Genomic DNA, 13,319 nt, shown 5'->3' with positions numbered 1-13,319 from the left:
CTCAGTTTTTCAAATACCGCTTGAGTCTGTGCAGCACCGACGGTGTCACATCCTGCGCTCAAGGTTCTGCCGGAACAGCTCATACGCTGCCCGCATCTCCTCCGGCAGACGCTTCAAGGTTTCCTGCTGCAATTCAGACGGCATCCCGTAAAAGGCTTCGGCAATGCCGCCGGTGATGCAGGCAAGGGTGTCGCTGTCGCCGCCGAGGGAGACCGCATTGCGCAGGGCATCCTCAAAGCCGGTGCTTTCCAGAAAGGCGATAATAGCCTCCGGCACGGTCTGCTGACAGGTCTCCACATGGCGATAGTACGGGCGAATTTCATCGCAGGTGCGGCTCAAATCGTAGCCGAAAGTCTGCTCAACATACTGCCGGATCTCCGGCTTGCTGTGGCCGGTGCGTGCCAGAAAGATCGCTGCTGCCGTGGCCTGTGCGCCCTTGATGCCCTCCGGGTGGTTGTGGGTGACCTCGGCAGTCACCTTTGCCATCTCCAGCGTTTTGTCCAGCGTATCGAACAGCCAGCCTGCCGCAGCCATCCGCATGGCGGAGCCGTTTCCAAAGCTGCCGTAGGGCTGCGGATGCTCCGCACGCAGCCATCGACCAAACATCCCACCATAACTGGCATTGGGGTATGCCTTGCCCAAACGCCGCATTTCGTGCTGCACCTCGGCAAAGGTTTTCTGTGCATCTCCCTGCCCTGCGATCACGCCTCGTGCCACTGCAAAGGTCATAACGGTATCATCCGTGAAGTGCGATCTTTCGCTCAGCAGGGGGGAGTCCTTGTGCTTGTAATTGTTGTGGTCAAATTCAAAGGGGCTGCCCACCATATCTCCCAAGATTGCTCCCAACATGGCCGTTTCCTCCTTTCCCCCTGATGCCGCTTCTGGAAATCGGCTTCGATTTCCTCTTTCCCCTCTGCGCCGACGGATGCCGGGCAGTCTGCCTGCCGCATCCGGCAGACCGTTTCGCTGACTACATGGTAGTTGACCGCCACGCCCTGCGCATCGTTCTCGAACCGCACCGCCCGGTCTGCCCCGATGCCGAAGCGGGCAGCCTCCTGCACAGCGTCCATGTTGGCACCAAGGAACAGAAATTCCCAGCCGTACCGTTCTTTTTCCCGCTCAATCAGTCGGCGGATCTTCTCGTAGCCGAACCGCTTGCTGGCGTTTTCCAGTCCGTCGGTGGTGATGACAAAGATAACCTTTTCGGCACGTTCGTCCGCCGGCAGATGGCGCTGGATGTTCACCATCTTTTCCACGCCGTAACCGATGGCATCCAGCAGCGCCGTGCAGCCCCGGACGTAGTAGTCCTTTTCGGTCAGCGGCGCAACGGCGTGCAGCGGAAAGCGGTCGTGCAGCAACTGAACCTCGTGGTCAAACAGGATGGTGGTCACGTTAGCCTCGCCCTCCTGCTCCTTCTGCCGGGTCAACATAGCGTTGAACCCGCCGATGGTGTCCGCTTCCAGCCCGCCCATGGAGCCGCTGCGGTCAAGGATAAAAACAAGCTCTGTGAGATTCTTCTTCATAATAAATGCCCTCCGTTTTGTGGTGTTCCGTCTTTCTGACAAGAGGATACCACAAACTGGAGGGCAAAAGGTCAACGGGCAGGCGACAAATCACGCACCCAGCTGTTCCTGATCGTATTCAAACAATAGCGTATTGACCTGATTGATGTTATAGATTTTGTGTTCCAGGCAATACCGCACGATCCAGTCCCGCTTGGAGCCATCCGAAAAGGCATAGCCCGCACTCTTGAGCAGGTCGATGGTCTCGTCTTCGGACAGGTGCAGCCCAACCGCAAAGGCAAGCACGGTCTTCTTTTTGGGGTTGTAGTCCCGGTTGCACTGAATTTTGGAGAAGTGCTGCCGGGAGATGTTGGACTGCTTGTACACGGTGGAATCCTTCAGCCCACGCTCGTCAATGAGCCGCAGCAGCCGGGTGGTGAAGCTCTCGCCCAGGTTGTCCATCAGGTGTTCCAGACTGCGGGCTGCCATGGGGGCACTCTGCTGCCTCAGCACAGTCGCAAAGACCGGCGATGCGCACTCTTGCGCGGGATACTCTCGGTCGGCAAGCGCAGTATCTTCCTCCAACCTGCGCCGACGCTCTGCGGATTCTCTGCGCCGACGGTCAAACTGGTAGCTTTCATCGTTCTGCACCACATAGTGGTCGTCGATGTACTCCTCCACCGAGGTGAACAGCTTGCGGCTCACCGCCAGCGAGTGCCGGTCGTAGAGCACCAAATACACGGTCAGGTCGTGCTCCATGACGTACTGCGTGATGGTATCCACCGCAATGCGGAAGGCCTGCTCCTTGGGGTAGCCGTAGTTTCCGCTGGACAGCAGCGGAAAAGCCACGCTCTCGCAGTGGTATTCTGCTGCTAGTTCCAGCGCAGAATTGTACGCACCGGCCAGTTGCTTTGCTTCTCCAAAAAATCCGCCGTGCCATGCCGGGCAGACCGCATGGAAGATATACTTTGCAGGCAAACCGAACGCCGGGGTGCACACCGCCCTGCCCAAATCGCAATGCCCGATGGCTTCACAGGCGGCGGTCAGCTCCTGCTCCCCTGCTGCCTGATAGATAGCGTGGCTGGTGCCGCTGCCCTGCAAAAGATTTCGGTTCGCCGGGTTGACGATGGCATCCGCTGCCACCTTGGTGATGTCGTTGCGGAGCATCAAAAAAGGCATGGTGTTTCCTCCCTCATGTGGTTTTCTTCATCCTATCACATCCGGCAAGGCGGTGCAAGGGCTGCGCTTATTTTGCTGTCCACACAGCTCTGGCAAGGAGCAGGCTGCAAAAGACCGGAGTGCCGCATCAGAGATTTTACCCTCATGCAGGAAGGTCCATCGTGAGCCTTTCCAACTCCTGTGCAAGAAACGTCAGTCTTTCCCTCAGATGGTTGTTATGCGGTGCATCTCCGTTCAGCAGATAGTCCGTTCTGACATTCAGGCAGGACGAAAGATCCTGCAGCAACTCAATCGAGCAGCAGCGGCTTCCCGTTTCAACTTTTGCAAGATGGTTCGCACTAACGTTCAGCATTATACTCAACTGTTCCTGTGTAATCCCCTTCTTTTTCCGCAAATCGCGGATACGTCCGCCGAATTCTTTTGCATCAAATCGCATTGTTCAATCCTTTCCTTTGCGCCGAAAACACAAACAGGCCGAGACTCCTTTTCCGAGTCCCGGCCTGTTTTCAGCTTGAAAATGCACAATGACCGCGACTCGATGGAGCTGCTCTTGTGAGCAGCTCACGGAGTATTATCAGCCTTTAATGCATTTCAGGCAATTTTCCCTCTTGCGCAACTGAAACTTGCGCCATGGCGATATTATAGCAAGTACTTTCATTGCTGTAAAGCGCTAAAATATACTGTTTTTGCGGCAAAACCGCTCATTTTTCTGCGATTTACTTTGACGGCTGCAATTTTTTCTTGAGGTCATCCAGCATCTTGCAAACCAATATACTGTTTTCAGAACAACCTTTCAGCAGGAAATCACTGCTGACTCCCATTGCATCCGACAGGCGTCCCAAGTGGTCTACGCCCAAATTGCGCTGTCCTTTTTCCAATGCGCGAAGCTGCTGCACTGAAATTTCAGCTTCTGCTGCAAGCCGTTCCTGCGTCCAGCCTTTTTCGAGGCGGCTTCCACGGATTCTGTTGCCGACTTGCACTTTGTCATAACTCATATTCGGTCGTCCTTTCTGCTGCTACGCAGCGGTTTGGGCGGAGAAACTGGGTTTTATTTTCAATCCTCCCTGTGGTAAAGATACTTTCTTCTTTTCATGCCAAAATAGCGCATGACGGCTCAAATTCAACTTTATTTCATTAAAGTCAAATTTGTTCATAAATTACCATAGAGTTTTTCTTCCGTCAAGTCCTTTTTGCCGTAGTATCGCAACGATTTTTAAGTAGCAAACTCACGAGAAGGCATTTTTTCGCCAATTTCATGCATATTTACTCATAAATTCATTTGAAAAACATCAATATGTCTTACTTTGCAACACAAACACATCAGATTTTCTACATTTTCCACAGACAGCATTTTTTACGATTCAGCGCAACAAATTAAACGCCATCAGCGTTCAACAAACGCAAATAGCGTGCTCTTTTGTTCCCTCTCTTTTCACCCTTCCCGCTGCTCCACGATTTCCAGACTGTCCCGCCCGACATGGCAAAGCAGGAACAGCACGCTCACGCCTGCGGCTTTTGCTTCGGCCAGCGCTGTGCCAAATTCCGGCTGCGTACCAACATTCGGCCTCACCTCGGTGATGCCTTCCATCTGGATCACAAAGGCTACTGTGCACCGATACCCTGCCCGCTGCGCCTGTGCTAACTCGTGCAAGTGCTTCACGCCTCGTTCGGTGGGCGCATCCGGGAAATAACCGATGCCGCCCACTTCCAGTGTGCAGCCTTTGACTTCCAGCAGGTATTTCTGTTCGCCCTTTTCCATGTAAAAATCAATGCGGGATTTTCCGTATGCAAACTCCGGCCTGACAAGGTCAAAGTTCTGCTTGGAAAGCCACTCTCCTACCACCTTGTTGGGTGCCTGACTGTCCATGTTGACCCAGCCAAGTTCCTGCTTGTGTACCGCCACAAGGTCGTATTTTGTCTTGCGTTTCGGGTTGTCCGACACTTCCAGACGCACCGCCACACCGGACAGCAGCAGTTCCTTGCACCGCCCGGTGTTTTTGACATGAACGGTTTCCACTGTGCCGTTCACATCTACATGGGCAATAAAACGGTTGGGGCGGTCAAGAAAAATACCGTCCACGATCTCTCTGTATTTCAATGTTTACCCCATTTTCATTTTTGTCTGATACGCCTGCGCTGTCCGGGCATCGAAGCAACAGAAGATGACCTTCATATCGTAATCCGCATGGCTTTGCAGCCAATCGGTCACTGTATCCACCGCAATCTCGGTGGCAGCATCCAGAGGGTAGCCATACACGCCCGTAGAAATTGCCGGGAAGGCGATGCTGTGGATGTCGTAGGTCTTTGCCAGCTCCAGCGAATTGTGGTAGCCGTCTGCCAACTGCACAGCATCCTCCGGGGTGCCGGAGTAGATGGGACCCACCGTATGGATGATGTACTTTGCCTTCAGCCGGTAGCCCTTGGTGATTTTCGCTTCGCCGGTGCGGCAGCCGTGCAGGGTGCGGCACTCGGCAAGCAGCTCCGGCCCTGCTGCCCTGTGAATAGCCCCATCCACGCCACCGCCGCCCAACAGGCTGCGGTTGGCTGCATTCACGATGCAGTCACAGTTCAGCTTGGTAATGTCTCCCTGCACGATTTCCTGTTGGTTTTTGATTTGTTCGGAACGCATGGCATTTCCTCCTCAAAGCGTAGTTGCATAAAATACACTCGTAAGTTGGTTTCTTGCGAGTATATTACTTCATCCTCTGCACAAGGTCAAGCAGAATATTTTTAACGCTGCATCATCCCTCTGGCCACACGCCAAAACAGGCTCCTGCAAGCGTTCAACCACTGGCAGGAGCCCGTTTATTTCTTACAGTTTCGTCATCCAAAGACCATGCAGGTTGCAGTAGGCGTAGACCGCCACCGGCTTTTCGCTGCCCAGCTCAAATACCGCCTTGGGTGCCTGACCGGGGGCGAGGTAGCGGAGCTGTCCACCGTTTTCGGTCTCCACAAAGAGCCACTGGATGTGGTGCACATCCACCATGGGATGCTCCACTGCACCCACCGTAACCGTGAGGGTGCTGCCGGAAAGCTCTGCCACCGGCAGATGCTTTTCGCCGCTGGCTTCCACCGTGTTGGGGAGCAGTTCCTTCATTTTTTCGCCGCAGCAGACCAGCGGAACGCCTGCGTTGTGGATGGTGGTGACCAGGTTGCCACAGTGCTCACAGATATAAAATTTTGCCTTCATATTAAAATCCTCCATCGGAATGTTGTTGGTGTTTTCTATGGCTATATGATAACATTTCCTAGTTATGTTTTCTGTGACCGGGTCACGCAAGACAGCTTCACACTTATCGGCAATAAATTTCAATGGCTTTCTGAGCAAATTCTGCCGCACCCTCTCCCCCGGCAGCATTGATATTCTCTGTAAACTCGCCGCCGGCACCATACATCTGTCCAAGTTGATGCAGAATGGGCTTCGTGCAGGTATAGTAATTCTCGGTGATAAAGTCCTGCAGCTTTTTCACCTGCGCCTGTACTGCGGGGTCTGCCGGTTCTCTTGTTTGCAGCGTTCCGAATGCCGCTACGAGCCCCATCAACTGCTCGTTGATGCTGCCAGATTCCTTCTGCGTCCGACGGGCGTTTTTTGCCTCAAATTCCTGATACTCTGTGGTTTTGCCCCACTCTCTCTTTGCACGTTCTGCGTATTCCTTGATCTTCTGTGTGTCAAATGCGTTGAAGTCCATAACGTTTCCTCCTGTTGTCCGAATCTTCTCCGCAAGAGCGATCAACTTTTCCAGATGCTGTTTTTTCAGGGTCAGCAATGTGATCTGCTGTTCCAGTGCCTTTTCCCGGTCAAACTCCGGGTTTTTCAGAATTTTTCGGATATCCTCCAGTGAAAATTCCAGTTCTCGGAACAGCAAGATCTGTTGCAATCGTTCCAGTGCAGTATCATCATACAGGCGATATCCCGCCTGCGTTCGATGCGCCGGATGCAGCAGACCGATTTTATCATAATATTGCAGCGTCCGAATGCTCACCCCGGTCAGATTGCTCACTTCCTTGACAGTCATCATTTCGTTTTCCTCCCTTGCGACAAGCTCAGTATACGCTATGACGCAACGTCAGGGTCAAGTGCTTTTTTAGTTTTTTCCGCCGTTTACCACAAGCAGCTCTGCACCGTGGGGCTGCCCTCAGCTTCCCATGCCGAGGAGCACCAGCACGACCACCACCGCAATGGCGATGAGGCAGCCGCAGCCGCTGCCGTCTCCGCCACCACCGCCATTGTTGTGGTTTCCTCCGCCACCGCCGCCGGGCGAGCCGCCAAAGTTGCGGTTGAAGGCCGTCATGTATTGGGCATAGCCCGTGTCGCCCTTGCCGAAATAGCCGTAATCACCGTTTGCCATTGTATTTTCCTCCATCCGAAGTGTGTTTTGCTTCTCTTTCTGAGCCTATTCTATCAGGAGCGTTGTCCCATAAAAATCCCTTTCAGAAAATTAGTCCATCTCTTTCCAGCGCCTTTACCCGTAGTACTCCGCGGCATGAGCAACGAAAAATGTCTCCGTGTCACCGGCACGGTAAGGGCGAATACCCGCAGGGAACGACAAAGCAGCCATTGCATGAACCAGCTTCACTCTTGGCGTGAGCCGGATGAAAAACTAGAAGGGTCGTTTTTCTTGACTTCGACCCGGCAGAAGAGTATACTCCGTGGCAGTGAAATATTCGGCTATGACGAGAAAGAGTACCCGGAAAGAATGCTGCAGAGAGCTGCCGGATGGTGCAAGGCAGTGCAGGGCGTCCGTGGGAAGATCCTCTCCGAGCTTTCCGGCTGAATGGGCGGTATCTACGCCCCAGTAAGCGGGAACGGCAGGCCCCCGTTATCACGGGCCGCGCGTTGTTGGATGCGCACTGAGGGGCCGGGCTTTGCACCGGCAATAAGAGTGGTACCGCAGAGGAGTTTATGCGCCTTTGTCTCTTACGAACCGTAGGGGACAAAGGCGTTTTTGTTTGCGGGAAAGCCATTTTCCGGATGTTTCATTGCCTTTGCATCCGCAAAAATAAGTGTTTTGAAAAAGGAGATTTCATCATGAAAACATTGGAAAAAGTAAGCGACTTTGTGGGCAAATACATGGCCGCCATCGTCATTGTGGTAGCGGCACTGGCGCTGCTGTTCCCCGGTCCCTTCAGCGTGGTAAAGACCGCATGGGTCAACACCCTGCTGGGCATCGTCATGTTCGGCATGGGTCTTACCCTGAAGCCGGAGGACTTCAAGGTAGTGTTCAGCCGCCCGAAAGACGTGGTCGTTGGCTGCATTGCCCAGTTCACCCTGATGCCCTTTCTGGCATGGGCGCTGACCCAGGTGTTCCACTTGCCCACTGAGCTTGCCATCGGTGTCATTCTGGTGGGCACCTGCCCCGGCGGTACCTCCTCTAACGTGATGACCTACCTTTCCAAGGGCGACGTTGCACTGTCCGTTGGCATGACCGCAGTTTCCACCGTGCTGGCGCCCTTCCTCACCCCGCTGCTGACCCTGCTGTATGCCGGTCAGCGGGTGGAGGTGAACCCCATGAGCATGTTCCTGTCCATCGTCAAGGTGGTGCTGGTTCCCATCGCACTGGGCTTTGTGGTCAATCACTTCTTCCACGCCTTCACCCAGAACGCCGTCCGGGTGCTGCCGCTGATCTCCACCACTTCCATCGTGCTCATCATCTGCGCTGTTGTGTCCGCAAACTCCGCCAAGATCATGACCAGCGGCCTGCTGATCCTTGCCGTTGTCATCCTGCACAACCTGCTGGGCTACCTCACCGGCTTTGGCGTGGGTAAGCTGCTGAAGCTGGATTCCACCAAGTGCCGTGCAATTTCCATCGAGGTCGGAATGCAGAACTCCGGTCTGGCCACCTCTCTGGCTGCCGCCCACTTTGCACAGTATCCGCTGGCAACCATCCCCGGCGCTGTGTTCTCTGTGTGGCATAACATTTCCGGTGCCGTCCTCGCCAACTTCTTTGCCCGCACCGCCGAGAAGAAGGACTGAGTTACTACATACCATAAGGGGCTGCTGCACAAGGTCTGTTCCCTGTGCAGCAGCCCTTTTTTCAGTACAAAATTCTGGAGACGTGATGTTCCTGCTTGCCCAGATAGCCGTCACCGTCCGGGCGAGGGCGGGCGAGCCGCCAAAGTTGCGGTTGAAGGCCGTCATGTACCGGGCATAGCCCGTGTCGCCTTTGCCGAAGTAGCCGTAATCACCGTTTGCCATTGTATTTTCCTCCATCCGAAGTGTGTTTTGCTTCTTCTGAGGTCATTTTAGCGAAAGAGGTGTCCCATAAACATCTCTTTCAGCATTTCTTGTCATCTCATTCTTCCCCGATGCCCAGATACGCATCGATGTCCATGATGCCTTCCCCGCTGAGTTCCACCAGATTTTCAAAAGGCACCACGATGTCGCCCACCTGCAAGGTGCGGAACACCGGGTCGATGCGGTCTGCTTTTCCGGTCAGGGTGATGTAATTGCCCACCGCCGGAACCTCCGGGTGGGCGGTATCCTCTTTGAAGTATCGCACCGTGACGGTCATGCCCTTGGTGACCTGCATCAGCCGATCGGACAGAGCCGCTATTTCCTCTTCAGTCAGAATGCGCCTCGTCACCCGCTCGGTGCGCTGCTTTTCTGCGGCAAGCTGCTCGTCATAGCCCCGCAGCGGAGAGAAGGGCGAAAAGATCTTGGCACGATTCTGAAGGGTCATGCGGGGGTGCTTGCGAAGGGATTCTTCGGTCTGAGGGCGTTCCATCTCCAGAATGTCCCCGTATTTCCGGACGGTCTCCCGCCCGGCCTTGCTATTTTTGTAGTTTTCCATCTGAACCTCCTGCGCTGTGACCGCCGATCTGCGCATTTCGCTGGCGCATGGTGGCATCCTCTTCGTAGCTGCTGGCTTTCAGCACAGCATTTTTGCCATACTTGTTCTTGATGCCCAGCATGGCTTGCTGGAGTTTTTTCTCCTTTTCCAGCTTCTTGGTGTCGGTGAAAAAATCCACCTGATAGATGCCCTCGTCCGGCGTGACCTTGTTGGCATTGATGGTAATGCGCCGCACCGTCAGCGCCGGGTCGGTGATGCGCTCAAACAGCTTTGCGCTTTCGTTGATGATGGTGCTGCCCAGATTGGTGGGGGCATCAAATCGAACCGTGCCGTGCGCCGCCTTGGGGATAGTTCTGCCGTAGCGGTCGGTCTGGGTCAGACCACGATAGCAGCCCTTGTCCACGTTCTCCCGGTCGTAGCCTATCTCCAGGGTAATGGATTCCGTCACCAGCTTCTTTTCGGTGAGCCGGAACATCAGAATCTCTGCCATTTCCCGGACGATGAGCTTTGCCTTATCGTTGGGGTAGGGACAGGTCAGCACCTGTCCCTCGCTGATGCTGTTGGTGCTGGGCTTGTAGCTTTTAATTTGCTCCATGCCGCAGGGCTCATAGCCCCATGCGTGGTCGATGAGAATTTCCGCATCCACGCCAAAAATCTCATGCAAACGATCTTCCCCGTGGACGGAAAACCGCGCCAAGTCCCCCATCGTATAAATGCCGTGGGCTTCCAGTCGTTTGACGGTGCCGGGACCGGTCATCCAGAAATCCGTCAGCGGTCTGTGGTTCCACAGCAGATACCGATAGGACTGCTCATCCAGTTCCGCAATGCGGACACCATCTTTGTCTGCCGGAATATGCTTTGCCACAATGTCCATGGCCAGCTTTGCAAGGTAGAGGTTGGTGCCGATGCCTGCCGTTGCGGTGATGCCGGTGTTGTACAGCACCTCCCGCACCATGGTCATGGCAAGTTCATGGGCGCTCATGTGGTAATAGGGCAGATAGCCCGTCACATCAATAAAAACCTCGTCAATGGAGTAGGGGTAAATATCTGCCGGGGACACATATTTGAGGTAGGTCTTGTAGATTTGGGTGGACACATCCAGATACCGCTGCATCCGGGGCGGCGCAACAATGTAACTCAACCCCAGTGCAGGGTCTGCGTTCAGGGCATTGGCATCAAAAGAGGTGCTGGCAAAGTGGTATTTGCCATCCTCTCCCCGGACTGCCTTTTTCTGCCGGATGGCAGTTTGCAGCCGCTGGGCGTTGACCTCTTTCACCCGCTGAACGGCTTCAAACAGCCGTGCTCTGCCGGGTATCTTGTAGGCTTTCAGGGAGGGCGACACCGCAAGGCAGATGGTCTTTTCGGTGCGGGAGGCGTCTGCCACCACCAGATTGGTGGTCAGGGGGTCCAGATGGCGGTCTACGCACTCCACCGAGGCATAGAAACTTTTCAGGTCGATTGCCAGATAGGTGCGCTGCGCTGCCATGATTCAGCCCTCCTTTGTGTTATTTGGTTTCCACCTCCACGAACCATCTGCCGAACCGGGAGGGAAACCGTGGGTCGGAACGCTCGAAAAACAGGTGCCGCTCCTGTCCCTTTACCATTACAGTATAACAGTCGCCGGGCATATCGGCAATGGTATTTGCAGGGCGAAAGTCCCGCACCTGCTCGATGGGATACGTCCGACCATCGCCCCATGTGATCTGCCGGGGCTGCATATAGCCGGTTGCGTCAAAATCAGAGTTCACCTTCACGTAGACCTTTTCTGTTTTGCGGCGATAATTCTGGTTCATTCCTCACAGCTCCTTTGCAAAGTCCACAACTATTTATCTTATTATAATAAATCTTTACGTTGTTTTCAAGAGAAAGCACAACAATTGTTAGCGATGCAAAAAAATACAGCTATATTTCAGTGTGAAGCCTGAATATAGCTGTATTTTTTTCTTTATGGATGATTTAATTGTTCTCCTCAAAGTTCTCGACCTGCTCCATGACCTTTTTGAAAACATCGGGGCTGTACTGTGGAGGATAGCCGTTTTTTACAAGGCAGATCTTGATCTCCAGCTTCAACTGATTGCGGACGTTCTGATTGTTCAGCCAGTCAGCAAACGAAGATTTGGTGTCGATAATCTCTTCGACCTTTTGCGCCAGAACCTTGCACTTGTCGTTGATGACAGCACCGTCAACCTCTTTATCGGTTCCGTATTCAAAATCATACTGGTCCCGCAGGGCAAGGAGAATAAAGATAAAGAAAGGAAATTTTTTTGTTTAACTATTCTCACTATTATTTGATTTAGTGATTTTTTTCTTCTTTGGAGAAACCAGTTTGTGACCGGAATAAATGGACATGCCCATACAAAGCAATGAAGAATAGGCAAAGTATTTATGCGCAGTCATAGATTTTTTGATTCCAGAATAAATGCATCCCAACATACAGAAAAGTGCGCCTAAGGACCAGTATTTATGTGATTTCATGATTTGATACCTCCTTTGATTTAACTGATTCAATTATAACGTTTTTTTACGAAAATGCAAGCATTACCGGGAACGTTTTCATGTGGATGCTGTGACTGCCGCTACGGTCATGATCGGTGGGCATTACGAACAAGGCTCACATGTAGCATTCGACTCCGAATATCAGCCGGCACACATATAAGGACGGAAAATGTAGCAGCTTTTGAAAAAAATTGCTTTTTTCTGCTCAAAGTGCTACAATCGGAATATACCGAATACAAAGGTAGGAACGCTCCCATGCAAGGAATGTTACTTCGTCACAGAAGAAAATCATAGATTTGCTACAATAAAAGCAGAAAAGCAGGAAGGAGTATCCACCATGAAAGAAACGAAATACGCAGGAACTCAAACCGAAAAAAACCTGATGGCTGCCTTTGCCGGTGAGTCCGAGGCACGCAACAAGTACACCTATTTTGCATCCAAGGCCAAGAAGGAAGGCTTTGAGCAGATCGCGGCACTGTTCCTCAAAACCGCTGATAATGAGAAGGAACACGCCAAGCTGTGGTTCAAAGAACTGAACGGCATTGGCGACACCGCAGAAAACCTTCTCTCCGCCGCTGAGGGTGAGAACTACGAGTGGACGGATATGTACGACGGCTTTGCCAAAACAGCCGATGAGGAAGGTTTCCATGCGCTGGCCCAGCGTTTCCGCCTGGTCGCCGCCATTGAAAAGCACCACGAGGAGCGCTACCGTGCCCTGCTGCACAATGTGGAGATGGCGGAGGTCTTCGCCAAGAGCGAGGTCAAGGTGTGGGAGTGCCGCAACTGCGGTCACATCGTCGTGGGCGAGAAGGCCCCGGAGGTTTGCCCCACCTGCAACCATCCCCAGAGCTATTTTGAAATTCACGCAGAAAACTATTAAAGAAAAAAAGGAGAATTATCATGGAGCAGAAGTTTTACATTTGCAAGCATTGCGGTAACATCATTGCCAAAGTTAAGGACGCAGGCGTCCCTGTCGTCTGCTGCGGCGAGCCGATGAGAGAGATCGTTCCCGGCACCACCGACGCCGCCGTGGAGAAGCACGTCCCTGTCTGGACAGTGGAAAACGGCATCGTCCATGTCAAGGTCGGCTCCGTGGAGCACCCCATGCTGCCGGAGCACTACATCGAATGGGTATCTCTCCAGACCAAGCAGGGCAATCAGCGTAAGGAACTGCATCCCGGCGAAAAGCCGGAGGTCTGCTTCGCTCTCTGTGAGGGCGATGAGGTCGAGGCGGTCTACGCCTACTGCAACCTCCACAGTCTGTGGAAAGCGTAATTCACCTTCTTAAAATCCGGTGCTCCAAAAGCACCGGATTTTTTTATCAATGTAACCTTGTCACAGAAAAAGACTT

At 53.2% G+C, this 13,319-nt stretch carries 18 protein-coding genes, 1 pseudogene and 1 other annotated feature; of the genes and pseudogenes, 3 read left to right on the top strand and 16 right to left on the bottom strand.

All coding sequences use genetic code 11. The features are described 5' to 3' along the window. Positions 1-45 precede the first annotated feature (45 nt). The 10 genes from J3350_RS10920 to J3350_RS10875 all read right to left on the bottom strand — a co-directional run bounded on the left by J3350_RS10920 (position 46) and on the right by J3350_RS10875 (position 7,030). On the bottom strand, positions 46-849 hold the full coding sequence (locus J3350_RS10920; RefSeq protein WP_207686626.1) for an ADP-ribosylglycohydrolase family protein: 804 nt from the start codon (positions 847-849) through the stop codon (positions 46-48). Continuing rightward, positions 762-1,523, bottom strand: coding sequence for a vWA domain-containing protein (locus J3350_RS10915; RefSeq protein WP_242700263.1), 762 nt, complete (start codon positions 1,521-1,523; stop codon positions 762-764). The genes J3350_RS10920 and J3350_RS10915 overlap by 88 nt, the downstream gene beginning before the upstream one ends. A 90-nt stretch (positions 1,524-1,613) precedes the next feature. After that, positions 1,614-2,681, bottom strand: a complete 1,068-nt coding sequence (locus J3350_RS10910) for a macro domain-containing protein (RefSeq protein ID WP_207686625.1) — start codon at positions 2,679-2,681, stop codon at positions 1,614-1,616. Positions 2,682-2,823: 142 nt separating this feature from the next. Beyond that, positions 2,824-3,117, bottom strand: a complete 294-nt coding sequence (locus tag J3350_RS10905) for a helix-turn-helix domain-containing protein (protein ID WP_207686624.1) — start codon at positions 3,115-3,117, stop codon at positions 2,824-2,826. Between the two features lie 280 nt (positions 3,118-3,397). After that, positions 3,398-3,676: a helix-turn-helix domain-containing protein gene (locus tag J3350_RS10900; RefSeq protein WP_207686623.1), complete on the bottom strand. Its 279-nt coding sequence runs from the start codon at positions 3,674-3,676 to the stop codon at positions 3,398-3,400. 437 nt (positions 3,677-4,113) lie between these two features. After that, a complete protein-coding gene (gene sfsA / locus J3350_RS10895; protein WP_207686622.1) occupies positions 4,114-4,779 on the bottom strand; it encodes a DNA/RNA nuclease SfsA in 666 nt (221 codons plus the stop codon). A 3-nt stretch (positions 4,780-4,782) separates the two neighbouring features. Next, positions 4,783-5,310, bottom strand: a complete 528-nt coding sequence (locus J3350_RS10890) for an O-acetyl-ADP-ribose deacetylase (RefSeq protein ID WP_207686621.1) — start codon at positions 5,308-5,310, stop codon at positions 4,783-4,785. A 183-nt stretch (positions 5,311-5,493) separates the two neighbouring features. Further along, positions 5,494-5,871, bottom strand: coding sequence for a desulfoferrodoxin family protein (locus J3350_RS10885; protein WP_015536964.1), 378 nt, complete (start codon positions 5,869-5,871; stop codon positions 5,494-5,496). A 103-nt stretch (positions 5,872-5,974) separates the two neighbouring features. Then, positions 5,975-6,700 carry a MerR family transcriptional regulator gene (locus J3350_RS10880; protein ID WP_207686620.1) on the bottom strand — a complete coding sequence of 242 codons (726 nt, stop codon included), beginning with the start codon at positions 6,698-6,700 and terminating at the stop codon, positions 5,975-5,977. Between the two features lie 117 nt (positions 6,701-6,817). Beyond that, complete coding sequence (locus J3350_RS10875) at positions 6,818-7,030, bottom strand: HFLK protein (protein ID WP_207686619.1); 213 nt, start codon at positions 7,028-7,030, stop codon at positions 6,818-6,820. Between the two features lie 313 nt (positions 7,031-7,343). Beyond that, positions 7,344-7,602, top strand: a binding site (T-box leader). A 108-nt stretch (positions 7,603-7,710) separates the two neighbouring features. Between J3350_RS10875 and J3350_RS10870 the strand changes: the two genes are divergently transcribed. Beyond that, the gene (locus J3350_RS10870) at positions 7,711-8,655 is read left to right on the top strand and encodes a bile acid:sodium symporter family protein (protein WP_097793271.1); all 945 of its coding nucleotides are present in this window, start codon (positions 7,711-7,713) and stop codon (positions 8,653-8,655) included. Between the two features lie 132 nt (positions 8,656-8,787). Here J3350_RS10870 and J3350_RS14015 read toward each other — a convergent pair. From J3350_RS14015 to J3350_RS14010, 6 genes and pseudogenes are all read right to left on the bottom strand, one after another. Beyond that, positions 8,788-8,877: pseudogene (locus J3350_RS14015) on the bottom strand (HFLK protein); the annotation flags it as partial. 97 nt (positions 8,878-8,974) lie between these two features. Beyond that, on the bottom strand, positions 8,975-9,472 hold the full coding sequence (locus tag J3350_RS10865; protein WP_207686618.1) for a hypothetical protein: 498 nt from the start codon (positions 9,470-9,472) through the stop codon (positions 8,975-8,977). After that, positions 9,453-10,958 (bottom strand): DNA methylase, encoded by a 1,506-nt coding sequence (locus J3350_RS10860; RefSeq protein WP_207686617.1) that lies wholly within the window; start codon positions 10,956-10,958, stop codon positions 9,453-9,455. The genes J3350_RS10865 and J3350_RS10860 overlap by 20 nt, the downstream gene beginning before the upstream one ends. 19 nt (positions 10,959-10,977) lie before the next feature. After that, complete coding sequence (locus J3350_RS10855; RefSeq protein ID WP_207686616.1) at positions 10,978-11,265, bottom strand: hypothetical protein; 288 nt, start codon at positions 11,263-11,265, stop codon at positions 10,978-10,980. A gap of 163 nt (positions 11,266-11,428) precedes the next feature. Beyond that, a complete protein-coding gene (locus J3350_RS10850) occupies positions 11,429-11,599 on the bottom strand; it encodes a type I restriction enzyme endonuclease domain-containing protein (RefSeq protein WP_370569315.1) in 171 nt (56 codons plus the stop codon). A gap of 141 nt (positions 11,600-11,740) precedes the next feature. Further along, positions 11,741-11,947, bottom strand: coding sequence for a DUF6219 family protein (locus tag J3350_RS14010; RefSeq protein ID WP_082210884.1), 207 nt, complete (start codon positions 11,945-11,947; stop codon positions 11,741-11,743). 358 nt (positions 11,948-12,305) lie between these two features. Here J3350_RS14010 and rbr point away from each other — a divergent pair, with 358 nt between their 5' ends. After that, positions 12,306-12,848: a rubrerythrin gene (rbr, locus tag J3350_RS10845; protein WP_158394941.1), complete on the top strand. Its 543-nt coding sequence runs from the start codon at positions 12,306-12,308 to the stop codon at positions 12,846-12,848. Positions 12,849-12,868: 20 nt separating this feature from the next. Continuing rightward, positions 12,869-13,243: a desulfoferrodoxin family protein gene (locus J3350_RS10840; protein WP_207686615.1), complete on the top strand. Its 375-nt coding sequence runs from the start codon at positions 12,869-12,871 to the stop codon at positions 13,241-13,243. The last annotated feature ends 76 nt before the right edge of the window (positions 13,244-13,319 follow it).

Origin of the sequence: Faecalibacterium sp. Marseille-Q3530, assembly GCF_017377625.1 — a bacterium.
Lineage (GTDB): Bacteria > Bacillota > Clostridia > Oscillospirales > Ruminococcaceae > Faecalibacterium > Faecalibacterium prausnitzii_E.
Note: the sequence above shows the minus strand (reverse complement) of the source record. Positions and strands in the feature narration are given on the sequence as shown.